This is a genomic window from Rickettsia endosymbiont of Gonocerus acuteangulatus (genome assembly GCF_964026435.1).
Classification (GTDB): Bacteria; Pseudomonadota; Alphaproteobacteria; order Rickettsiales; family Rickettsiaceae; genus Rickettsia.
Genome location: NZ_OZ032147.1, coordinates 731,033 through 755,584 on the forward strand (window position 1 = coordinate 731,033; position 24,552 = coordinate 755,584).

Genomic DNA, 24,552 nt, shown 5'->3' on the forward strand with positions numbered 1-24,552 from the left:
AACATGAAGCTTGCACCAGAATTTTATGAAGTTTTAAGAAATCGTATTAACATATCTGATGTAGTGCGGCAAAAGGTAGTTTTAACTAGAAAATCCGGTAATTATGTAGGTTTATGTCCTTTCCATCAAGAGAAAACCCCATCTTTTACAGTTAGTGATAGTAAAAGATTTTTTTATTGTTTTGGCTGTAAGGCAGCAGGGGACGTTATAAAATTTATCTCCAATATTAGCGGTTTATCTTATAATGATTCTGCTATAAAACTAGCTACCGATTATGGTATAGAAATACCAAAATTAACCCAAAAGCAAAAAGAATTTTATGAAGAATCAGACGAGATTTTAAATATTCTTGAGCTTGCTAATAAGTTTTTTAAATCACAATTAACGCCTGAAATATTAAACTATTTAAATGAAAGAAATATTACTAATGAGACAATAAAGGAATTTTCAATCGGTTTTGCACCTAGAGGTAATAAATTTGAGAAATTTTTCCATGATAAAAATATAACAAATATCCAGCTTGGAAAAGCAGGTCTTATAGGTAAAAGAGAAGATGGCGAAATATATAGCTTATTTTCAAATCGTATAACTATACCTATCAGAAATATTTACAATAAAATAGTAGGTTTTGGGGGTAGAGTAATTGGGCAAGGTCTGCCTAAATATTTAAATTCGCCAGAAACTGTAGTATTCCAAAAAAGTGAAACTCTCTATGGTGAGCATAAAGCCATAAGTAGTAGCTATAAAAAAAATTACTCGATTTTAGTAGAAGGTTATTTTGATGTTATTTCCCTGCATCAAGCAGGATTTAGTGAAGCAGTAGCAAGCCTTGGCACTAGTGTTACTGAAAATCATTTGCACAAATTATGGCGAGCAGGAGATGAAATTATACTATGTCTTGATGGGGATAGTGCTGGAATAAAGGCAAGTGTTAGGACAATTAATTTAGCTTTGCCGCTTATTAACAGTGAAAAGAAAATTTCTTTTATTAGACTACCTAGCGGGCTTGATCCTGATGATGCAGTAAATAAAAATGGTGTAGATTTTTTTATAAAGCTTATAGATGCAAGAATAAGCTTATCGGAAATGATTTGGCAAATAGAATATGCTGGTAAAAATTTTAAAACAGCAGAAGATAAGGCTAATTTAGAAAAGAATTTAAAAGATTATTGCAGTAAAATATCTGATAGTAATTTAAGAGCTAGCTATTATAGGTTTTTTAAAGATCAAATATGGCAAAATTTAGTTACAAAACAGCAAAAGACTGTAGCTAAAAATGTAAACTTGCTGCCTCTTAGTAGCGGTTATTCAGAGCTTGAAATATTAGAGCATGCTTTTTGTGCTTTATTGATAAAATTCCCGCAAATATTACAAGAATTCGAAATTAAAGAATTTATATTAAATTTAAATTTTAGTAATAAACTACTTGAAGAATTCCGTAATTGGTACTTAAGTGAGATTATTGATAATGCTGTAGATGCAGGTGAAATTGCCGCAATTGTGGAAAAAACTAGCTTTTTTGATATTTTTTTATTATTATCAGAAGCAGACAACTTATTCTTAGATATAGCATTTAATAAAGATAATGTTCGCTTAGATTTATTATGGCAATGGTTATACAAAAGATATTATCTATTAAATTTACAGCAAGAATATGCACATATTACAAAAGAATATGTTATAACTAACATTGATGATTATGAGAAAATTTTGTTTTATAAAAAAGAAATTTTAAAGATTGCAAGTGAATTACAAGACTTAAATGAATCTTTTATTAATCATATTATTGATAATAGCAAATAACAAACTGTAGAAATCGTGATTTATTGCGGTTTCACAATAAAATATTATTATAACTTAATCAGCTTAATTCCATAGGTATTTAATGACAAATACAGCTAATAATAATCTAAATAAAATAGATAGTTTACTAAAAAAAGCTAAATCTAAAAAAGGTTCGGTTACTTATAATGATATAAATAGAGCTCTTCCTGATGGGACATCTGTGGAAGAGATAGATAATGTTATGTTTAGATTTTCCGAGGCGGAAGTAGATATTTTAGATACTAACGAGGATGACGCAATTAAGATTGATGACATGGAAATGGAGGAAGGTTTTAAAATATCCACCAATATTGATCATGAACCTGAAGATGAAACAGAGGAAGAAAATATAGGTACTACCGATGATCCGGTAAGGCTTTACCTTAAGGATATGGGAGGGGTTGATCTACTTACTCGTGAAAATGAAGTCGAAATAGCAAAAAGAATTGAAGAAGGTCGTAAAACATTAATCGCTGCACTATGTAGAAGTCCTATTGCTATGGATAAGTTTAGAAAGTGGTATGCGGATTTAGTTAATGAGAATAATATGTTACTGCGTGATCTTATAGATCTAGAATCTAATATGATGCATGATGATGAGAATTCAGAGAGTGAAGACGATCATAATAGTGATCATGAGGAAGAAGAGCAGGATCACGACCACGATCATGAAGAAAATATCTTATCAATGTCTAAAGTAGAAACGCAGATATTGCCTAATATTATAGAGCGGATGAAAAAGATCGCTTTTATTTGTGAAGAATTATTAATTGAAACTAAAAAATCTTTTGAAAAGTCTGCTGATCCAAAAATATTACAAAATAGTAAAAAATATAATGATAATTTAGAACTATTAATTAGCGAAGTTTCAGAAATACATTTTAATTCTAAAAGAACAGAAGAAATTCTGTCTGAAATGTATGGGATAAATCGTGATTTAATAAATAAAGAAACAGCTTTCTTAAAGCTTGCTGAAAAATACGGAATAACCCGTCAGAACTTCTTAGATGAATATATAGGAGCCGTAATTAATGCAGCATGGAAAGAAAAAATGCGGAAAAATAAGAAAGCTGGTTGGAAAGAATTAATTACTAAAGAATCAGATTATATAGATCAGATGATTGCTGAACTATCAGCTATAGAGTCTAATACCGGTCTTTTAGTTAATGATTTTAAGAAGTTAGTAAATACTATACAAAAAAGTGAGCGACAAACGTTGCAAGCAAAAAAAGACATGATAGAGGCGAATTTACGCTTAGTGATATCTATTGCTAAAAAATATGCTAATAGAGGCTTACAATTCTTAGACTTAATTCAAGAAGGTAACATAGGACTTATGAAAGCGGTTGATAAATTTGAATATCGCCGTGGTTATAAATTCTCTACTTACGCTACTTGGTGGATTAGACAAGCAATAACAAGAGCTATTGCCGATCAAGCAAGGACTATACGTATTCCTGTGCATATGATCGAAACAATTAATAAGATAATAAGAACCTCAAGACAAATGCTTAATGAGCTTGGATATGAACCAACACCAGCAGAAATAGCAGCAAGACTTTCTATGCCGATTGATAAGGTAAGGAAAGTTATGAAAATAGCTAAAGAGCCGATTAGCCTTGAAAATCCGGTAGGGGATGGTGATGATAATAGTTATTTAGGCGATTTTATTGAGGATAAAAACGCAGTAGCACCAATTGATGCGGCAATTCAGTCAAATTTACGTGAAGTTACAACTAGAGTGCTTGCAACCCTTACGCCTCGTGAAGAAAGGGTGCTTAGAATGCGTTTCGGCATAGGCATGAATACCGACCATACGCTTGAAGAAGTAGGGCAGCAATTTAAAGTAACTAGAGAACGTATAAGACAAATTGAGTCAAAAGCCTTAAGAAAGTTACAACATCCTATCAGATCTAAAAAGCTTAATAGCTTTAGAAGCGGTGGAAAACGTGGCGATGGTAATCCTTCTGATTTGTTAGAAGCTTAAAACTGTTATCTAATTGCTAGGTTGTTGCATGGCTCGGAAAATGCCCCGTATGTCATTCCCGCTTTCGTGGGGAGGCATTGTTGCGTAGATCGAAAAACATGTTCGGTGTCATCTAGTTGCTTGACCACGATATCCAGAAAATAATTAAAAATACTAATTTTATTAGTATTTTTAACTGGATCCCGTGAATAAATCAATAGTGCCGGACAGTTTTAAAAAAATGTTATATTTTATTCAGGTGTAGGTAACCTTATATGTCATTCCCGCGTAGGCGGGAATCCAGAAAAATAAATATAAAAGCAGCAAGTGTTTAAAATTAAAAGCTTAGATATCTCGCTTTACGCTGGATTCCCGCCATTGCTAAGAATGATATAGAATAATAACTGTCCGGTACTATAGAATAAATCACGGGATGACAATTGGAAAACCGATCCACGCGGGCAATGCCGCCATGGGATGACAGAGGGGAAATTGATCCATGCGGGCAATACTTTGTGGGAATGACATAGAAGCTATGCAACGAGTAGATCTCACCACGGCATGATAATTGTAAAACTATGTATCGATATAAAATTACCATTGAATATTTAGGTACGAATCTTGCAGGTTGGCAAAGACAATCGGGAGTGATATCGGTTCAACAAATATTAGAAGAAGCAATCTATAAATTTTCCGGTGAGCAGGTAACATTATTTGCATCAGGTCGAACTGATGCTGGAGTTCATGCGATAGGTCAAGTAGCACATTTGGATCTCTCAAAATATTTTGAGCCTTATAAAATCATTAGAGCTATCAATTATTTTGTAAGACCATATAAAGTAGGCATAGTTAATTGTGAATTAGCCCCAAATGATTTTCATGCACGTTTTTCCGCAACAGCACGTCATTATATATATAGAATTCTTAATAGACCTTACCCATCAGTAATTGATTATGATCGTGTTTGGTGGATTAGTGTGCCGTTAGATGTTTCAGCTATGCAGAAAAGCGGTAATTATCTTTTAGGTAAACATAACTTTACATCATTTAGAGCTAGTTCTTGTCAATCAAAATCTCCCATCAAAACCTTAACAAAGCTTGATATCATAAAAGAAAATGAGGAAATAAAACTATATTTTTCTGCTCCATCTTTTTTACATCACATGGTGCGTAATATAGTCGGTAGCCTAGTATTAGTCGGTAAAAATATTTGGCAAGCTGAGCAAATGCAGCAAGTTTTAGAAGCAAAGGATAGAAAAGCTGCTGGTCCTACCTCCCCTGCCTGTGGTCTTTATTTTATAAAAGCAGATTATTAAATAGTTATTAATTTATTAATAATATATCGACATTAAAATCATATAGCTTAATGCGATAAGGTAGTGATTTTTTAAGAGCATAGTAAACAGCATCAAAAAAGTGCTCAAAATTAGAAATAGTTTTTCTTATTTCATTCTTGATTTTAAACCAGTAATGCTCAATAGGATTTAAGTCAGGAGAGTAAGTTGGTAAAAATAAAATACTGCAACCAACAGATTCAATTAACGTTTTCACTTTTGTACTTTTATGAAAATTAATATTATCCATTACTACTATCTGACCAGCCTTTAATTCCTTGATCAATATCTCTTGTACATAAGTTTCAAAAATGTCCTTATTACATGTCCCATCAAATATTATTGGGGCAATAATATCTTTGACACACAGCCCAGCAATCATACTAATCCGTGATTTATGTTGATAGACCTTTTCACCATAACATCTTTGACCGATAATGCTCCACCCGTGTTCTCTACAGCTATTATCTTCTATCCCAGACTCATCGATAAATACTAAATCTTGTTTATCTATAGTTTTTAGTTTCAATATAAACTCATTCCTTAGACCAATATCCCTTTTGGGATGAAGAAAAGTTTTTTTTATAACTATAACCTAATTTATTAAGCAATCTTGATATCTGTCATTGTCAATTAAAAAGGGACCAGTAAATTGCACGAAAAAGGAACCACTATATTTAAAAATTTTTATGCCATATTACCTCCAGATTTATAGTTATTAATACGATAACTTTTACCTTTTATGTTTAGTATATGAGCATGATGTACCACTCGATCAATAATTGCATGAGTTAATACTTCATCAGCAAATATTTCATTCCATTTTTCAAAATCCTTGTTTGTGGTAATAATGGTAGATTTATTTTCATATCGTTTAGCAATAATATTAAAAAAGTCTTCTACTGAATGTTTTGGCAATTGCTTAAACCCGAGCTCATCAAGAATTAATAAATCAAACGATAGGAGTAATTTAACCTTTTTGTGATAACTATTATCTGCTCTTGCAATATGTAAATTATAAAGCATATCCGATACCGTAGTAAAATATACAGAGTATTCTCGTGTTAAAGCTTTTAATGCTAGCCCAATGGCAAGATGAGTTTTCCCAGTTCCTGAATCACCTATGAATATTACATTTCCCTTAGTATTAATATAATCACAAGTTGATAAATCACTTATTACTTTGGCATCAACACTTGGTTGGAAATTAAAATCAAAGTCTTCTAAATTTTTAGTTACCGGCAATTTAGCAGCACTTTTACGGCGACGGTAATTATTATCCTTACGGTTAGATTTTTCATCTTCACATAATAGTGATAGAAATTCTTTAAATCCTAGTTTATTATTTTGAGCATAAATAATCCTTTCATTTAAACTATTGACTATACCTGATAATCTAAAGCTTCGTAGGTCATTAAATAAGTTCTGCATTATTACCTCCAAACTCTGGTAATGGTAAGTTTACTGCATTACTATTTAAAATATTCTTAATTTTAGAGTAAGAACTTATACCATAATGTAGTGCTCTATGACAGGCTTTATCTATTAAGTCATCATTGTAAACCTTACGTAAAGAAATGATACCTCGTGCACAACGTTGCCAATCATTCACTCTTGTTTGTTGTAATGATTCTAATAATAAACTGCAATTATTCCCTATCTGCTGCATTTGTTGTTGATAATGTTCACTATATTCTATAAAACCTGGGCATAGACGTTTGTATTTAGCATAATGAGACGGATTAGTGGTAAATATCCCCTTGCCCTCTGTTCTAACGTGTCTTGCTATTAAATCATTTTGTATAGAAAATATTTGAACAAGTTTTGGGGACAATTGTACCATTACCTCACTGTATATATATTTTGCTGGTACAGAGTAATAATTATTATCTATGGTAATATGACAATCTTTTGCTACTTTTCGATTATGCCAAGATGACAAATCAAAAGTTTCTAATGGTAAAGGAATCAAACTACTTCTTTCCTCTTGCTCAAACAGTTCTCTAGGTATTCTCTTAGTAGTACCATGTATTCGGCTATTGGCCTTATTTAACCAATTTGCAAGACCATTTGTTAATTCTTCATATCTATCAAATTTACGACCAGCAAAAAAATTATTTTTAACGTATTTTATTCCCGACTCAACTTTGCCTTTTTCTTGCGGTTGATACACTCGACAAGGAGAAAGTAAAATTCCATAATGATCGGCTAAGCACTTATATTCCTTCTGATATACTGGCTCATAAAAATTGGCATCTACTACTCCAGCTTTAAGATTATCAAGTTTTATTACTTTTGGACTACCAGCAAAATAATTAAATGCATTGATATGACATTGAATCCATGTTTGACAACTTTGATCAAACACTACTTCATAATAATCAAGGCGACTATAGCTTAAACGCATATTAAATACATATGCTTTAACTCTACGCCCTTTAGAATTATACTGTAAGCCTATGTCACCAAAATCTACTTGTGCTTCCTCTCCTGCTAAAGTATGAAAACGAATGCAACTGTTATCCTTAATTTTATATTTTTTGATATAACGGGTCAAAGAAGTATAACTGCTTGTATAACCTTGATTTTTTAACTCCTCAAAAATTCTTATGTAACTCAGATTTTTTTCTAATAACTCAATTATTTTTTCGTGCCAAAAATCCAAAACTGAAGATCGTTCATAGATTGCTGGGGATTCTGTACCAGCCTCTACATAGCGGTTTATTATTTTTCGTACTGTTTTGCGGTCTGTTCTTGTTAGTTTGGCAATATTCCTTTGACTATTGCCTTGTTTATAAAGGGTGATAATTGTTGTATACATATTTATTCTTATCATTGTATCACTAGATATTTACTTGCTTAATTATCTAGTGAATATTGCACATTAACCTTATTAGGTCACACCAACTTCTCTGGTCCCTTTTTCGTGCAATTTACTGGTCCCTTTTATTTTAGCAATGACATATCGTACTTGCAGATACTTTTTGACTCCAGTTATTAGCTAGCTCCATGGTGGTTTTATCAAAATTTAATTCTATAAATTTTTTAAATCCCTCTATGTCTCTTATTATTCTACGATGTCCTGTATGATAACCACTTTTTGCTTTGACATCCCCAGTTTGTTTCTTTAATTTTTTCCACTCTATTATAGTCTTCCTACTAATAGAGTATATCTCTGAAGTCTCTTTTATTGTTTTACCATCAAACTTTTTATTACTCGTATTCTTAAATCGTATGAATATGCCTTTGCCATAAGTTTTTCATTTAGTATAATCCAACTCATACTATAAGTCACTACCTTATCGCATTAAGCTATACGATTTCTGTAAAAGAATAATGCTATCAATGAGAGGAGGCAGCTTAAAATAATATAATAAACTACAGAGGTAACTTGACCTGTTTTTTGTACTAAATACTCAAAAACGAGTGGTGTAGTGCCGCCAAAAATAGTTGTAGCGGTATTATATGAAAGCGAGAGTGCAGTATTGCGTATTTCAGTAGGATAGAATTCTGCCTGCAAAGCTGGCTCAGGACCAATATAGCTAGCAGCAAGCACTGCGAGTATAAATTGTGAAATAATTACGCCGGTGAAATTACCTGTTTCAAAATTATTAAGTAAAAACGGAGTTGCTATAATAATTACTACAAGATTAATTACAAAAATTTTCCTGCGACCTATAAAATATCAGATAAATAACCGCTAAGTAATGTTACAGCTATCATAATCACATAACATACGCTGGCTAGGCTGTTTACTTCATTTTCGTTAAAGTTACGACTGATTTTTAAGAATGACACTAAATAAATTGCATGCAAATAGAATATTATAGAACCTGGAGCATTAATAAAAATCGAAATTAATATATCAAACCAGTGCTTAGTAATAATTTTTTTTAGCGGCGAATTCTGTATCTTTTTCTGTTCTTTTAAATTTTTAAAATTCGGCGTTTCATGCGTATGGTTTTTAATATAAAACGCTGCAAAAAGAATAAAGAAACCGAGTAAAAAAGGTATCCTCCAGCCGAAACTATCGAACTGCTCAGCATTTAAGATGTTCTTGACGATATTAGAAACAAAAGAGCCAAGCAATAAACCAGCACATATACTAGACATTGAAATACTGCCGGTAAAACCTCGATGTTTAGGCGGTGTATGCTCAATAACAAATGAGATAGAACCGGTTAAAGCTCCGCCCATTGACAGCCCTTGTAAGATTCTAACAACAATCAATGATATAGTGGCAGTGATACCGATAGTATGGTAGGTCGGTAATATTCCAATTAATACAGTTGGGGCAGACATGCAGAATAAAGCACCAGTTAAAGCTACTTTTCTGCCAAATTTGTCACCAATAACACCAAAAAATATACCTCCTAATGGTCTTGCCAAATACCCTATAGCAAAGACTAAAAAAGCCTGCAGTAAAGAAGTATTAGCATCATCGTTCGGGAAAAACTTAGTTCCGATTATTGGTGCAAAATAACCGAATAGTACGTAATCATACCATTCAAAGGTGTTGGCTATGCCGCTTGAAAATACTATTTTACTTCGATTCATATTTTTCTGTTCATAGCTTTCTTTTCAGAATATATTATAAATAAAGTTGCTGGAATTATGATTATCGCCCCGTGCAATGTACTTTTATCGGGAAACTCGTTAAATATGAAATATGCTGCTATTGCTGAAATCACGAGTTCTAAATACCTGTAAGGAGCAGTGGCGGTAGCATCTACAATAGAAAAAGCTTTAAGTAGCAAGAATAATATTAAACTTCCGCTACTGCCTAAAATAAATAATAACGCTAATTCAAAAAGAGTCGGAGCAAGCCAGTAGTTAGCAGCAGCAGGTATCGATACCACAGCAGTTACTATTGCTGAATAAAATAGCATACTAATCATTGATTCTTTTACCACAAATTTTTTATTTATAATATCAAGCATGGCAAATGAAATAGCGGCTAAAATAAAATAGAGTATTTCAGGGTTAAAATCTTCAGCATGAGGTTTAAGTGTAATCACTAGCCCAACAAATCCTACTATTGTTACTACCCATCTTTGCCAAATGATATTCTCATTAAGAAAAAATACGGCAAGTATTAAAGTAAATAGTGGGATAGAAAAACTTATAACAGTCGCAGTAGTAACAGGTGCAATACTTAAGCCGCAAGTCCATGAAGTCATACCGAAAAACAATAATAATCCTCTTAAAATATGAACAAAAGGACGACTTGTTTTTAAGGTATTTTTACCATAATAAGCAACGAAAGGTAATAAAACTATGCTACTGAAGAAAAAACGAAAAAAAGCTACTTCAAAGCTATGTAATCTAGTTCCTAAATATTTAGACATTACATCGTTAGCACTACTACTTACTAAACTAAGTAAGAACCAACCTATACCTATCGAATATGTTTTTAATGCATCATTCATTAATATACTCCAGTAATTTCTATAATTTTATTTAAATTTCTTGACTTTTGATATGAAAGAATCTTATCTTCTAAAAAATATTAAATACATAACGATGAAAAGCTTATGTTATAATATAATAATGAATTTTAAGCAAGTAAAGGTTGTAACTATGATAAGAATGTCTAAAAGGTTAGGAGTAATTTTGTTTGTATCATGCATAAGCATTAATAGCTTTGCTAAAAGCATGGAAGCTGATGTAAATGCTGTACCGGAATATAATTATGATGATATTCCATATTATGAAAATGAAGGAAGTTTACTCGTTAAAATGCGTCTAAACGGAGTTTTTGCACATGCTAAGCAAAAAAACTTACCTGCTCCTACAGTTCCTCAGCCTCTTCCAATAGGTGAGTTTGTAAAAAATGGTTATGGTGGTGATATATCTACTACTATATTCTTCAACAATTATTTTGCTACTGAATTATCTTTAGGTTTTAATGTTTTACGTACTAAATATTCAGTGCTTAGTAATGTATCCTATAACTATGGCGTTGGAGCAACACCTGGTAAAAGCAAGCCTCTTTACATGATCCCAGCAACAATTACAGGACAATTTCATATGGCACCTTTCGGTGGCATTAGACCTTATGTAGGGCTGGGTTATCATGGTTCATATATGATCACTCAATCTAGCGGTATTAAAATAAGAAACGGAAATGGTTTCGTAGGACAAATAGGTCTAGATTTCTATGCTAAAGATGATACTGTAATAAATTTAGACATAAAACAATATTATTTAAATCCTAAAATTGTATATAAGCCAAATTTAGTAGGAAATCAAAATGTTACCTCTAGAGTTAAGCTTAATCCTTTAGTAGTTTCTATAGGTATAGGATTTAGTTTTTAATATACTCGATGAACTTGAAAAATTGGCATCGTTGTCTTTTGCTTATAATCCGCTACTATACTAGTATGTATGCTGCGGTTATAAGCTTCAAGACCGATTCCTCTTTTCCAAGTTGATCTTCGTATACCCAAGTATACTCATCATTGCGAGCGACCATAAGGAGCATAGCAACCTCATGAAACAATACATGATTCCTGAAATTGCCGCATCGAGGCTGCCTATCCTTGCAATGACTTTATCCAAATATAAAACATATTAACCTATGCCCTTACAGATTATACAATTATTATATCTCGTAGCTGCTATTTGCTTTATTCTATCGCTCAAGTTTTTGTCATCACAGAAACAGGCACGTTTAGGCAGTACTATAGGTATTTTGGGGATGATAATAGCAGTCGGTATTACTTTCTTTCTGCCTAATTTTGCCTATAAATTACCCATTATAGCTACTATATTAATTGGGGGTATAATAGGAGGAGTAATCGCTCTTAAAATTTCTATGACGGCAATGCCGCAATTAGTTGCGGGCTTTCACTCTTTTGTTGGTCTTGCTGCGGTATTTGTAGCCTATGCTACTGTACTTGCACCTGAAAATTTTGCTATAGGTATTGCAGGAAGCTTGCCTATCAGTTCTTTGATAGAGATATCACTAGGTGTATCTATAGGTGCTTTAACTTTTAGCGGTTCAATTATTGCTTTTTTAAAGCTACAAGGCTTAATGAAAAGCAGCCCATTAAAATTTTATGGTCAGCAATATGTATGTTTACTGACAACGATATTACTAGTCACATTAATAGTGTTGTTTATTCGCTCAGAAAATATATTTCTATTTAACCTAATAATATTACTATCTTTGCTAATTGGGGTATTGCTTATAATACCGGTAGGTGGTGCTGATATGCCGGTGATAGTATCGATGCTAAATTCCTATTCAGGTTTTGCAGCTGCCGGCATTGGTTTTACCCTTAGTAATAGCTTACTTATTATTACCGGAGCATTGGTTGGTAGTAGTGGTGCTATACTTAGCTATATAATGTGTAAGGCAATGAATCGCTCCTTAATCAAAGTTATTTTTGGTGCATTTTTACCAGCTCCTAGCGGTGCTAGCAAAAATATAGACGATGATAAAGTTGTAAAAGCAAGCTGCCCTGAAGATGCAGCAAATTTATTGCGTAATGCGTCATCTGTTATAATTGTTCCAGGCTATGGTACGGCAGTAGCTCAATCTCAGCATATTATAAAAGAAATGGTTGATATATTAGAAGGGTTAGACATTAACGTACGTTTTGCCGTACATCCGGTAGCAGGTAGAATGCCTGGACATATGAATGTACTACTTGCCGAAGCTAATATTGACTATGAGAAAGTTTTAGAGCTTGAAGAAATTAATAGAGATTTTGCTACCACCGATATAGTTTTAGTTATTGGAGCAAATGATGTAACTAATCCAGCTGCTAAAAATGATCCAGATAGCCCGATTTATGGTATGCCTGTTTTAGATGTTGAAAAAGCTCGTAGTGTTTTGTTCATTAAACGCTCTATGGCTTCAGGATATGCTGGTATAGAAAACGAGTTATTCTATCACGACAATACCTTCATGTTATTTGGCGATGCTAAGAAAGTAGTTGAAGAGATTGTCAAGTTTCTAAATGAAGATTGACTTAAATAACACCATTTGTTATAACCTTTCTTATTAAGCTAAAAAACAAATATCATGAATTCCCAAAAAATATTACTGCTACTTCCAAAAGCTACGGCTATGTGGTTAATTGAAAATACCTCATTAACTTTTAAGCAGATTGCTGATTTTTGTGGTATTCATGAACTTGAAATAAAAGGTATGGCAGATGGTGAAGTAGCACAATCTATTAAAGGTCTTGATCCGATTGCAAATGGTCAGCTAACTCTGGAGGAAATTGATCGTTGTAGCAAAGACCCTAAAAATGTCTTACAAATTTCTCATAGCCCTGCTTATGAATTAATGAAGAATCAGAAAAAACAACGTGCTAAATATACACCAATTGCAAGACGTCAAGATAAACCTGATGCTATATATTGGTTACTACGTAATTATCCAGATATTCAAGATAATCAAGTAGTTAAGCTTATTGGTACTACTAAAAGTACTATCGACGCTATTAGAACCCGCAGCCATTGGAATATGAAATCTATTCACCCACGTGACCCTGTATTACTTGGACTCTGTAGTCAAGTAGAACTAAATAAGGTAGTAGCTGTGTTAGAATCCGCATCAAGCCACAACAAGGAAACTAAAGAATCTTAAGACAAAAAACATCATTGTGAGAAGAAACTTAAAGTTTGACTAATTAATCTCAGGAATTCTACTTTATGAGATTGCCACGTCGATTCTACGAATCTCCTCGCAATGAGGCATTGTTGCGTGGATACCAAATCGTCATTGCGAGGAAATTACGAAGTAATTGACGAAGCAATCCAGCTAAAAAATACTAATAATATTAGTATTTTTTATTATTTTTTCTGGATTGCCACGCTCATTTCATTCGCTCGCAATGACAACTTTCGATCCATGCAAAAAATGCCATCACACGACATCGAGCGTTTTTTCTAATCATCCACATCGGAAAATGCATCATTATCATTAAGCTCATCATCTATTTTTTGAGAATATTGGTTATTTTCATCATCGGATTTAGTAGATGAAGCTTTAAAATTACCTAAATCTTTGCTGTTTAAGGTTTTAACTGATTTTAAAGTCTCAACAGGGATAATAACTATTATGTTTTTATTTAATTCGTCAAAATAGTCTGTAGTTAGAGATTCTTTAAGCACTCCTGAATATTTATTGCTTTTGCTGCTTGCTATAAAATCCTCTAGGGATTTACTTTTATAATAATTTTCAGATGTAAAAATCATTGTTACAAAAAATACTACAGCTGAAATAGCAGCTCCTACTGCAAAACCGGCTAATAATCCCAAGAATCGATCAATAAAACCATTTCTCATAAATGAAATTATTGCTAGGAATTTATAAACTATAAAAATGCATAAGATTAAAGAAATAATATAGGATATAATACCGCTACTTATTACTCTTACAATCTCATTATGTACATATCTGCTTATTATTTGCGAAATATGTGGATATAAGAAATATGTTAACATTATCGAGGTAATAAAACCAAGTATTCTTGTCGAAAAACCTATTATCCCTTGGTATAGTCCAAAAAACGAAAAAAGTGTGATGATAGAAAAAATAGTAATATCAAAAAATGTGATCATTATTGTTAACTTCTATTGAATAATTGAATTTAAATCTTATATACTTAATAAATAACTATTATAATACTAGTTTTATTATGAATGATAAGATCTTTTATAACCTATCCGGTAAAACACTAGTTTCAACACCTTATGTAATTACAAAAGGTATCTACCATAAATCCTTGATTTATATGTTATCACATACAGAAGAAGGTGCAATAGGGTTAATGTTTAATCGTTTAGTAAATCATATAGATTTAAAATCATTTTTTAAAATAAAAAATGATGAAATAGTAAATCCTGTTATGGTACCTATATATCTTGGCGGACCTGTAGAGCATGAAAAGGGATTCTTTTTGCATTCCACAGATTATAATAAAAACTTATTGTTAGATTTTCATAATGATTTAGCAGTAAGCTCTAATTTAGAAATTTCAGAAGATATAGCTTTTGGTAAAGGACCTAAAAATAGCTTATTAATTGTAGGTTATACAGGATGGAAAGCAGGGCAGCTTGAAAAAGAACTAGAAGAAAATCTATGGCTGGTTATGGATTGTGATAAAGAATTTATTTTTGCTGATAACCCTGAAAATAAATGGCATAATGCGTTGAAGCATTTAGGCATTGATGAAGCACATTTCTCTTCCCAAGTAGGAAGTGCTTAAGTCAGCGTTATTGCGTGGATCGAAAAACGCCCTAAGGTAGTCATCCCGTGGCTTGTCCACGGGATCCATCATAAAGCGAGAGAAATCGAGCTTTTAATTTAAAAATGTATAATGAAACAATATTATGTTTATATATTAGCAAACCAGCGTAATGGTACATTACATATTGGAGTAACATCAAATATTATAAAAATTTGATTGAATCTGAAAATCCAGAATGGCATGATTTATATGAAAAAATTATTTTATAATTTTTAACTGGATCTAGTTAGCAAGCCACGGGATGACATCGAGGGCGTTTTTGAACTCCATCAAGCTACCAAAAGTTTTTGTATATGCAATAAATCCCGTCTCTCCTTGCAATGAAGAGTTTTTAATTCATCACCTGCAATACCTTAAATAACCCGCCCATTTCTTTCAGAGATATCAACCTATTTACTTGTCTCTCTATTAGCTCTGCTTGCTCGGGATTAAGTTTGTTTTGCAGCGTTTGCTTGCGTAGTAAAATCCCGTTTTCTATTAAGAAATCATGTTGTGAGATTGTATCTATTACATTTATTTTGCTATTTTGAGCTACTGTTTTGAGCACATAAAAATCTACATTGGCTGATAAATCTGCTTCCCCTAAATTCTCAATTATCGGGCAATATTTATGATTTTTTATAGCCTGCAAGGTTGAGTTATATTGATATCTAGTCCTAATATTCGGGTTTATATCATAGCCGTAATCTATTATAAGACCGCTTCCGCCTAATTCTTTTATATGCTCGGATATAAATTTCATAATCTCTATAGATTTATAGGGCTCTTCAAGCACTGCTCCATCTTTCGCATCTAAATGGGTCTTCTGTAAATAGTCTTGTAATTGTTTACTAACAGCTATTTTATCATACTTGATTTTCCCATCTACCGGCTGTACTACAAATATTCTTTCATACCATGATTCTTTTACTTTGATATATTGCTTTATCGGCATAGCATCAAAGAACTCATTAGCTATTATTAGAGCGGGTTTTTTGTGGATATCTTCTATAGATGCGTACCAATTAATCGGTAAATCAAAGTTTTGTAGATTGGATTTTTGCTGAACAATAAAATTTTCATTGATATCAATTAAGTGAATCGATAAGGCGTTATAAAATTCTGGAACTAATTTTGCTGTGCGTAATAAGTCCCGCATTAATAACCCTCGCCCTGGACCAAGTTCAACTATATTAAGATCTTTAGGACTACCGATTCTTTGCCATTCTTTTATACACCATAAACCTATAATCTCACCAAATAGCTGCGAAACTTCAGGAGCGGTAGTAAAATCCCCTTCTTCTGCTAAGGATTTCGTTTGCCTATAATAAGAAGTCGGGCTTAAATGTAAAACTTCCTGCATAAGACGATCACAAGTGATATAGCCACTTTGCTCAATTATTTCCCTTATTTTGTGATCGATCGACATTCTGTTTTTATTATTAAATAACTACCTAAAAGTAATAGTGGCATCGATAAAATCTGCCCCATAGTTAAACTATCAAAAATAAAACCGATTTGCACATCCGGCTCTCTAAATATCTCAATAATTATTCTAAAAAGAGAATAAAACATTAAAAACAAACCTGAGTTTAAACCTTGCTTTTTAATTGTATTACGTTTAAATACAGCATAAGCCAAAATACAAAATAACACTAACCCTTCAAAGAAAGCTTCATATAATTGACTAGGATGACGCAAGCTTAAATCGCTATCTGGAAAAATTACACCGATAGATGAATTTGTAACACGCCCATATAATTCACCATTAATAAAATTAGCAATTCTGCCGAAAAATAAGCCAATTGGGACTACTGGAGCAATAATATCGGTAAGACTTAAGAAATTAAGTTTATGCCATTTGCAAAATATATAAGCAACAATAATAACTCCTATAGCACCACCGTGAAAGGACATTCCACCCTCATATGTTTTTAAAATCTCTATCGGATTTGAAAAATATTTATAAGGATTATATAATAGAATATAGCCGAGTCTGCCTCCGACTATTATTCCAATAATAGCGTAAGTAACAAACTCCTCTAAATTTTTCTTAGTGATTTGTGTAGGAAATTTTTCTATAATTTTACTTGCATAAAACCAACCAAGTAAAATTCCAACTACATATGAAAGAGAGTACCAAGATATAGCAAGCGGTCCTATAGAAAAAATAATAGGATTAATATTCGGAAATGTCATAGTTAAAAAGTTATTTTGTTCTTTTTAGTTAAATTTATTGATAAAAATAAAATTTTTAGTAATAATGAAAATTTATTTATAATTATACATAATAATATGATAGGTAAAATATGCAATATTTAATGGATTTATATCGTACATCAAGTACTGAAATAGTAATGTTATTTGTTATGTTGGTATCTATTATACCTTTAGTATTTTTAATTAAAAAACTAATTTTTGTTCCAATAAAAAATTATTTAACAAGACATAATTATGAAGATTATGAAAGAGTGCTGAAGAAATATCCAATATTTCGTTATTTATTACACTCTCTATTAGGGGTTTATTTCGTATTTTGGGGAAATATCTTTCATCCTACTTCTTTTAAAGCACATATATTACTTGGAATTAAAGACACTATAGTCATATTATATGTCAGTTTATCTTTCACTATGTTATTACTGACTCTTATAGATGCTGGGGCTGACCTTTATCATAATAGAATTAAAACTTTTGCCAAAAAAGCTCCTCTAAGTTTATATTTTCAAATATTAAAAATATTTGTCATGATCATTTCGGCTATGATAACTATTTCTTATTTGCTAAATATTTCGCTTAGTGCTTTTTTAACAAGTTTAGGTGCTGCCGCTGCTCTTTTAACATTCATCTTTAAAGACACTATGCTTGGGTTAATTGCAAGTCTTCAACTGACTAGTCAAGATATTATCAATATAGGTGACTGGGTGCGTATTGGTGAAGTCGAAGGAACAGTCGAAAAAATTACTATCTCTGTAGTGACAATTAGAAATTTTGATCAATCTATTTCAACTATTCCTACTTCTAGTGTTTTAAGTTCCAACGTTATAAATTATAAAGGAGTCGATGAGGCAGGAGCAAGAAGAGTAAAAAGAGAATTTAACATCAATATGGCAACTATTAATTTTTGTGATTCTACTATCCTAACAAATCTAAAAAAATCTCCTTATCTATCAAAAGATATAATTAATAAAATCACACTTGATAAAGATGAAAAAGATCTAACCAATATTAAAGTATTTAAATTATATGTCCAAGAATATCTAAAAAATAATTCTGCTGTTTATACTGATGGGTTTACTTTTCTAGTAAGACAACTTGAACCGACTGTTAATGGCTTACCTATCGAGATATATATTTTCGTTAAAGAAATAAGTTTAATAGGATATGAAAAAGTTCAAGCCGATATTTTTGAACATATAATTTCCGTATTGCCTGAATTTAAATTAAAAATCTTCCAAAATGTCGGTATAGTGTAGGGTATTTTGTCATCCCGTGGCTTGACCACAATACTCAAAAAGATAATCTAAAAGTGTAGATAGACGAAGTTTAATTTGGAAAAGAGCAAGGAGTCTATAAGGCGAGGAGCGGCAGCAGTTACTTAATACGTGAGCATCACAGATCTTATAAGACGACGTAGCCAATTTTTCAAATTAAACGAGTATATCCTTGATTATTTTATTTAAATCCTATAAAATTTAAAGCTCTAAAATATAAAAAATTAAGTACTTACTAATGAATAATAATATAGTTAATCTTATAGCAGCCATTGTACTGTCTTTAGGTATAATTTTTGGTTGGCAATATTTTATTGTAAAACCACAGCAGCAAAAGCAGCAACAACAAATAGCGTTGCAGAAAGCAAAAGATTTAAAGAAAAAAGAATCTGCACAATTAGAGGCTACACCTGTTATTGTTCAAGAAGCAAGTCAAGCACCACGTATTAAAATAGATTCAAATGCACTTTCTGGCTCTATTTCATTAAAAGGACTTAGATTTGATGATTTAATTTTGAAAAAATATAAGCAAGATTTATCTGAAAATAGTCCTGAAGTAGTGTTATTTTCACCATCTGATACTAAAGATGCATATTTTGCAGAAATAGGCTGGGTGAGTAATTTATCTAGTGTAAAGCTACCTAATAACGAAACTATATGGAATAGTGATAGTGAAATATTAACCCCTGAAAAACCAGTTAATTTATTTTGGGTTAATGAGGATGGTGTTAAATTTTTAATAGCTATTACAGTAGATGAAAATTATTTATTTACCATAGAACAAACCATCGTCAATAATAGTACTCAAGAACTTCCTGTGCAGTCTTATGGCTTAATAAATCGTAAATATACTGCTGTAGAAAAAGCCGTAAATATACTACATCAAGGTCCTATTGGATGTATAGACGAAAACCTAAAAGAATATTCATATGATGATATTAAGGACAAAAAAAGTGAGAAATTTTCCTCAAGTAAAGTTGATTGGATTGGAATTACTGATAAATATTGGCTTACTTCTTTAATCCCTGATAAATCAAGTAATTATAGTTCAAACTTTAATTATGCAGTTAAACAAGAAGTAGAGAGATATCAAGTAGATTTTATTTCGCCTGTACAAATAGTAAAACCAGGTGAGAATTTTTCTATTAAAGGAAGATTTTTTGCGGGAGCAAAGAAAGTAGATTTGCTAGATAAATACGAAAAACAATATGACATTAAATTATTTGATAGAGCTATAGATTTCGGTTGGTTTTATATAATTACTAAGCCAGTTTTCTATGCTATGAACTTCTTTTATAAATATGTTGGTAATTTCGGTATCAGTATCTTAATAGTTACTGTTATTATTAAGTTATTGATGTTTACTTTGGCTAATAAATCCTATCGTTCGATGAAAAGAATGAAGAATTTACAGCCTGAAATTAATAGGATAAAAAATTTATATGGTGATGATAAAGCTCGTTTAAATCAAGAAATTATGGCTTTATATAAAAAGGAAAAAGTCAATCCCGTAGCTGGTTGTTTGCCTATACTTGTTCAAATACCGGTATTTTTCTCTATCTATAAAGTGCTTTATGTTACTATTGAAATGCGTCAAGCACCATTCTACGGCTGGATTAAAGACTTATCCGCTCCTGATCCTACTAGTATCTTTAACTTATTTGGGTTATTGCCGTATTCTTTACCTTCATTCCTAATGATTGGTGCATGGCCTATCTTAATGGCTATTACTATGTTCCTACAACAAAGAATGAGTCCTGAGCCTGCTGATCCAGTACAAGCTCAAGTAATGAAATTTATGCCTTTGGTTTTTCTGGTAATGTTTAGTAGTTTTCCGGCAGGTCTTTTAATATATTGGTCTTGGAACAATATATTATCCATAATCCAGCAATATTATATTAATAAGCTAGATAAATAAATGGAGTGTTTATAATATAATTGATGAAAATTGATAAAAATTTACCTAACTATTTGACGATTGCCCGAATAGCTGCAATTCCAGTTATTATACTAACATTTTATATTAATAGCCCTCTTGCCCGCACGCTTGGAGCATTACTATTTGTGCTAGCTAGTATTACGGATTTTTTTGATGGTTATATTGCAAGAAAATATAACTTGGTTACAAGTTTTGGTAAAATGCTTGACCCAATTGCTGATAAATTATTAGTTGGCTGTGTTATTATAATGTTATTGAAGAAAAGTGATGTAGATGAAATTCCATGTTTATTGATATTGACAAGAGAGTTTTTAGTTAGCAGTCTTCGAGAATTTTTAGCATTAGTTAAAGTTAGCGTTCCTGTATCAACACTTGCAAAAACTAAAACCTTTTTACAAATGTTTGCTTTATCAATATTAGTACTAGGATCAAAAGGTTCTAATATTATCTATCTTGATTTAATTGGAGAAATAATTTTATGGATTGCAGCCTTTCTAACAATCATAACTGGTTATTCTTACTTTAAAGCATGTAAGAAATATTTTTAATTTTAGGTTTATTAAATATGCTTGCCGACAAAAAGATTATAAAAGTAGAAGTAAGTAAAGAACATTTAAAAACTCTAAATGAAGCTTCAACTCTTTTAATAAGTTGCGTAGATTTTAGATTGATAGATGAAACAGATAAGTTAATGAAACAACTAGGTTTAGAGGATGATTTCGATAAGGTATCACTTCCGCCTCACTTGCCCTTGTTAATGAGAAATATACCTATTGGGGAAAAACTATAGAAGATACTATAGAAATTTTGCAAGACTTACATAACATCAAACAAATCATTTTCCTTGATCATCGTGAATGCGGGGCTTATAAAAAGCTCATAGCCGAAGAACGTTTAAGCACTAAAGAAAAAGAAACTGAAGCACATACGGAAATTTTAAATAAAGCCCGTAAGATAATCAAAGAAAAATTCCCACAACTAAAAGTTTATACTTTCTTAATGGGTCTTGATGGAGTGATAGAACAGATTTATGAGCGTGAAAATTCAAGGACTAAGTAGAACAAAACCTATAAATTTTCTGCCTAAATTGCATTGGGGGTTTTATATGTAGTAGTTGACATTTGATCTTACATTTAATTAAAATAATGTATTAAAAAATACAGATAAAAAATAGGAGGTCACAATGCACTTAAATCAAAAAATAATAAAGCCTATGCAACGACAGTTTTCTTGCCGAGGGGTGACAGTTTTCTTTGCCGGTTATGGTGGTAGTGTATTGCTCATCCCAATCTCCTTGTTATCTATTGTATTACTTCAGTTTTAAATTGTTTGAATGTTGTCATCCCTCATTCTTATTAGGATTTAAATCATAATTAAGCATTATAAATAACTCATTTAGAGCATCTTTAGAAGAATAATTCTTATTGCCTTCGTAATGTGTTGTAGCAACTAATTCCTTTATCACTGCTCTTATTGATAACCATACAATTAAATCTCTTTTGGGTATATTCCCCGCCGCTTGCGGCGTAATATGGCGGAATGAGCAAATATATACATAAAAGTCATAATGTTACGGTACTGCTGTATCACATGGTATTTCCAGCAAAATATCGCCGAGCAGTGTTTGACGTATCAGTTGATCAAGTATTACGAGAAATATGTTTAGAGATAGAAAAGAGATATCAAATAAAATTTTTAGAAATAGGGGTTGATGAAGATCATGTCCATTTTTTGGTACAATCTGTACCAACCTATAGCGTAACAAAAATAGTAACAACAATTAAAAGTGTTACAGCTCGTCAAATATTTAGACAGTGTCCACAGGTAAAGAAACAATTATGGGGTGGAGAATTTTGGACTGATGGATATTTTACGAGTACGGTAGGTAAGCATGGAAATGAGAATATGATAGGAAAATACGTAAAAAACCAAGGCAAGGAATATCAGAAACTGCATGAGGATCATCAGCTAGCTTTCTTCTAAAATACCCCGCTGCTTGCGGCGGGGATTACTTTTATTATGCGTTTAAGCTATAGTCGCCTTGATTATTATGAAGTAGTGTTTGATCAAAGTTGTCAAACATGGATTCAATGTCATATCAATGCATTTAATTATTTTGCTGGTAGTCCAAAAGTAATAAAACTTGATAATCTTAAAGCTGGAGTAGTAGATGCCAATTTTTATGAGCCAGTATATCAGAAGGAATATAAGTGCTTAGCCGATCATTATGGAATTTTACTTTCTCCTTGTCGAGTGTATCAACCGCAAGAAAAAGGCAAAGTTGAGTCGGGAATAAAATACGTTAAAAATAATTTTTTTGCTGGTCGTAAATTTGATAGATATGAAGAATTAACAAATGGTCTTGCAAATTGGTTAAATAAGGCCAATAGCCGAATACATGGTACTACTAAGAGAATACCTAGAGAACTGTTTGAGCAAGAGGAAAGAAGTAGTTTGATTCCTTTACCATTAGAAACTTTTGATTTGTCATCTTGGCATAATCGAAAAGTAGCAAAAGATTGTCATATTACCATAGATAATAATTATTACTCTGTACCAGCAAAATATATATACAGTGAGGTAATGGTACAATTGTCCCCAAAACTTGTTCAAATATTTTCTATACAAAATGATTTAATAGCAAGACACGTTAGAACAGAGGGCAAGGGGATATTTACCACTAATCCGTCTCATTATGCTAAATACAAACGTCTATGCCCAGGTTTTATAGAATATAGTGAACATTATCAACAACAAATGCAGCAGATAGGGAATAATTGCAGTTTATTATTAGAATCATTACAACAAACAAGAGTGAATGATTGGCAACGTTGTGCACGAGGTATCATTTCTTTACGTAAGGTTTACAATGATGACTTAATAGATAAAGCCTGTCATAGAGCACTACATTATGGTATAAGTTCTTACTCTAAAATTAAGAATATTTTAAATAGTAATGCAGTAAACTTACCATTACCAGAGTTTGGAGGTAATAATGCAGAACTTATTTAATGACCTACGAAGCTTTAGATTATCAGGTATAGTCAATAGTTTAAATGAAAGGATTATTTATGCTCAAAATAATAAACTAGGATTTAAAGAATTTCTATCACTATTATGTGAAGATGAAAAATCTAACCGTAAGGATAATAATTACCGTCGCCGTAAAAGTGCTGCTAAATTGCCGGTAACTAAAAATTTAGAAGACTTTGATTTTAATTTCCAACCAAGTGTTGATGCCAAAGTAATAAGTGATTTATCAACTTGTGATTATATTAATACTAAGGGAAATGTAATATTCATAGGTGATTCAGGAACTGGGAAAACTCATCTTGCCATTGGGCTAGCATTAAAAGCTTTAACACGAGAATACTCTGTATATTTTACTACGGTATCGGATATGCTTTATAATTTACATATTGCAAGAGCAGATAATAGTTATCACAAAAAGGTTAAATTACTCCTATCGTTTGATTTATTAATTCTTGATGAGCTCGGGTTTAAGCAATTGCCAAAACATTCAGTAGAAGACTTTTTTAATATTATTGCTAAACGATATGAAAATAAATCTACCATTATTACCACAAACAAGGATTTTGAAAAATGGAATGAAATATTTGCTGATGAAGTATTAACTCATGCAATTATTGATCGAGTGGTACATCATGCTCATATACTAAACATAAAAGGTAAAAGTTATCGTATTAATAACTATAAATCTGGAGGTAATATGGCATAAAAATTTTTA

At 31.8% G+C, this 24,552-nt stretch carries 20 protein-coding genes and 3 pseudogenes; 14 read left to right on the top strand and 9 right to left on the bottom strand.

Features of this window, described 5'->3' with window-relative positions; all coding sequences use genetic code 11:
* The first annotated feature begins 3 nt into the window (after positions 1-3).
* From dnaG to truA, 3 genes are all read left to right on the top strand, one after another.
* Positions 4-1,803, top strand: coding sequence for a DNA primase (gene dnaG, locus AAGD55_RS04475; RefSeq protein WP_341792294.1), 1,800 nt, complete (start codon positions 4-6; stop codon positions 1,801-1,803).
* Positions 1,804-1,885: 82 nt separating this feature from the next.
* A complete protein-coding gene (gene rpoD / locus AAGD55_RS04480) occupies positions 1,886-3,811 on the top strand; it encodes an RNA polymerase sigma factor RpoD (RefSeq protein WP_341792295.1) in 1,926 nt (641 codons plus the stop codon).
* 557 nt (positions 3,812-4,368) lie between these two features.
* Positions 4,369-5,106: a tRNA pseudouridine(38-40) synthase TruA gene (gene truA, locus AAGD55_RS04485; protein ID WP_341792296.1), complete on the top strand. Its 738-nt coding sequence runs from the start codon at positions 4,369-4,371 to the stop codon at positions 5,104-5,106.
* Between the two features lie 7 nt (positions 5,107-5,113).
* Here the strand turns inward: truA and AAGD55_RS04490 are convergent.
* From AAGD55_RS04490 to AAGD55_RS04510, 5 genes and pseudogenes are all read right to left on the bottom strand, one after another.
* Positions 5,114-5,723 (bottom strand): annotated as a pseudogene (locus AAGD55_RS04490) (IS630 family transposase); the annotation flags it as partial.
* Between the two features lie 88 nt (positions 5,724-5,811).
* Complete coding sequence (gene istB, locus AAGD55_RS04495) at positions 5,812-6,555, bottom strand: IS21-like element helper ATPase IstB (RefSeq protein WP_341790851.1); 744 nt, start codon at positions 6,553-6,555, stop codon at positions 5,812-5,814.
* Positions 6,539-7,945 (bottom strand): IS21 family transposase, encoded by a 1,407-nt coding sequence (istA, locus tag AAGD55_RS04500; RefSeq protein WP_341790850.1) that lies wholly within the window; start codon positions 7,943-7,945, stop codon positions 6,539-6,541. Before istA (AAGD55_RS04500) ends, istB (AAGD55_RS04495) begins: the two co-directional genes overlap by 17 nt.
* Positions 7,946-8,431: 486 nt before the next feature.
* Positions 8,432-9,681, bottom strand: a pseudogene (locus AAGD55_RS04505) (MFS transporter).
* Positions 9,678-10,553 carry a DMT family transporter gene (locus tag AAGD55_RS04510; RefSeq protein WP_341792297.1) on the bottom strand — a complete coding sequence of 292 codons (876 nt, stop codon included), beginning with the start codon at positions 10,551-10,553 and terminating at the stop codon, positions 9,678-9,680. Before AAGD55_RS04510 ends, AAGD55_RS04505 begins: the two are co-directional and overlap by 4 nt.
* Before the next feature lie 151 nt (positions 10,554-10,704).
* Here AAGD55_RS04510 and AAGD55_RS04515 point away from each other — a divergent pair, with 151 nt between their 5' ends.
* From AAGD55_RS04515 to AAGD55_RS04525, 3 genes are all read left to right on the top strand, one after another.
* A complete protein-coding gene (locus AAGD55_RS04515; RefSeq protein WP_341792516.1) occupies positions 10,705-11,442 on the top strand; it encodes an OmpW family outer membrane protein in 738 nt (245 codons plus the stop codon).
* Positions 11,443-11,704: 262 nt separating this feature from the next.
* Positions 11,705-13,102 carry an NAD(P)(+) transhydrogenase (Re/Si-specific) subunit beta gene (locus tag AAGD55_RS04520; protein WP_341792298.1) on the top strand — a complete coding sequence of 466 codons (1,398 nt, stop codon included), beginning with the start codon at positions 11,705-11,707 and terminating at the stop codon, positions 13,100-13,102.
* Positions 13,103-13,156: 54 nt separating this feature from the next.
* Entirely contained in the window at positions 13,157-13,726 is a 570-nt protein-coding gene (locus AAGD55_RS04525; RefSeq protein ID WP_341792299.1) for a cell cycle transcriptional regulator TrcR, read from the top strand.
* A gap of 302 nt (positions 13,727-14,028) precedes the next feature.
* Here the strand turns inward: AAGD55_RS04525 and AAGD55_RS04530 are convergent, their stop codons facing one another.
* The gene (locus tag AAGD55_RS04530; protein ID WP_341792300.1) at positions 14,029-14,703 is read right to left on the bottom strand and encodes a CvpA family protein; all 675 of its coding nucleotides are present in this window, start codon (positions 14,701-14,703) and stop codon (positions 14,029-14,031) included.
* A 77-nt stretch (positions 14,704-14,780) separates the two neighbouring features.
* On the opposite strand from AAGD55_RS04530, the gene AAGD55_RS04535 reads away from it, so the two are divergent.
* Positions 14,781-15,350, top strand: a complete 570-nt coding sequence (locus AAGD55_RS04535; RefSeq protein ID WP_011476723.1) for a YqgE/AlgH family protein — start codon at positions 14,781-14,783, stop codon at positions 15,348-15,350.
* Positions 15,351-15,723: 373 nt separating this feature from the next.
* On the opposite strand, the gene AAGD55_RS04540 is transcribed toward AAGD55_RS04535, so the two are convergent.
* Positions 15,724-16,800 (bottom strand): class I SAM-dependent methyltransferase, encoded by a 1,077-nt coding sequence (locus tag AAGD55_RS04540; protein WP_341792301.1) that lies wholly within the window; start codon positions 16,798-16,800, stop codon positions 15,724-15,726.
* The gene (gene lgt / locus AAGD55_RS04545; protein ID WP_341792302.1) at positions 16,779-17,570 is read right to left on the bottom strand and encodes a prolipoprotein diacylglyceryl transferase; all 792 of its coding nucleotides are present in this window, start codon (positions 17,568-17,570) and stop codon (positions 16,779-16,781) included. The genes AAGD55_RS04540 and lgt overlap by 22 nt, the downstream gene beginning before the upstream one ends.
* 110 nt (positions 17,571-17,680) lie before the next feature.
* On the opposite strand from lgt, the gene AAGD55_RS04550 reads away from it, so the two are divergent.
* From AAGD55_RS04550 to AAGD55_RS04565, 4 genes and pseudogenes are all read left to right on the top strand, one after another.
* On the top strand, positions 17,681-18,847 hold the full coding sequence (locus tag AAGD55_RS04550) for a mechanosensitive ion channel family protein (protein WP_341792303.1): 1,167 nt from the start codon (positions 17,681-17,683) through the stop codon (positions 18,845-18,847).
* Positions 18,848-19,103: 256 nt separating this feature from the next.
* The gene (yidC, locus tag AAGD55_RS04555) at positions 19,104-20,783 is read left to right on the top strand and encodes a membrane protein insertase YidC (protein ID WP_341792304.1); all 1,680 of its coding nucleotides are present in this window, start codon (positions 19,104-19,106) and stop codon (positions 20,781-20,783) included.
* 23 nt (positions 20,784-20,806) lie between these two features.
* Positions 20,807-21,352, top strand: a complete 546-nt coding sequence (gene pgsA / locus AAGD55_RS04560; protein WP_341792517.1) for a CDP-diacylglycerol--glycerol-3-phosphate 3-phosphatidyltransferase — start codon at positions 20,807-20,809, stop codon at positions 21,350-21,352.
* A 14-nt stretch (positions 21,353-21,366) separates the two neighbouring features.
* Positions 21,367-21,863 (top strand): annotated as a pseudogene (locus AAGD55_RS04565) (carbonic anhydrase); the annotation flags it as partial.
* Positions 21,864-22,225: 362 nt separating this feature from the next.
* On the opposite strand, the gene AAGD55_RS04570 reads toward AAGD55_RS04565, so the two are convergent.
* Positions 22,226-22,351 (bottom strand): hypothetical protein, encoded by a 126-nt coding sequence (locus AAGD55_RS04570; RefSeq protein WP_341792305.1) that lies wholly within the window; start codon positions 22,349-22,351, stop codon positions 22,226-22,228.
* On the opposite strand from AAGD55_RS04570, the gene tnpA reads away from it, so the two are divergent.
* The 3 genes from tnpA to istB (AAGD55_RS04585) are packed head-to-tail and all read left to right on the top strand — an operon-like array spanning position 22,344 to position 24,543.
* The gene (tnpA, locus tag AAGD55_RS04575) at positions 22,344-22,787 is read left to right on the top strand and encodes an IS200/IS605 family transposase (protein WP_341790826.1); all 444 of its coding nucleotides are present in this window, start codon (positions 22,344-22,346) and stop codon (positions 22,785-22,787) included. The genes AAGD55_RS04570 and tnpA overlap by 8 nt on opposite strands.
* 36 nt (positions 22,788-22,823) lie before the next feature.
* Positions 22,824-23,816, top strand: a complete 993-nt coding sequence (istA, locus tag AAGD55_RS04580) for an IS21 family transposase (protein ID WP_341792306.1) — start codon at positions 22,824-22,826, stop codon at positions 23,814-23,816.
* On the top strand, positions 23,800-24,543 hold the full coding sequence (gene istB, locus AAGD55_RS04585) for an IS21-like element helper ATPase IstB (RefSeq protein WP_341790851.1): 744 nt from the start codon (positions 23,800-23,802) through the stop codon (positions 24,541-24,543). Before istA (AAGD55_RS04580) ends, istB (AAGD55_RS04585) begins: the two co-directional genes overlap by 17 nt.
* Positions 24,544-24,552 lie beyond the last annotated feature (9 nt).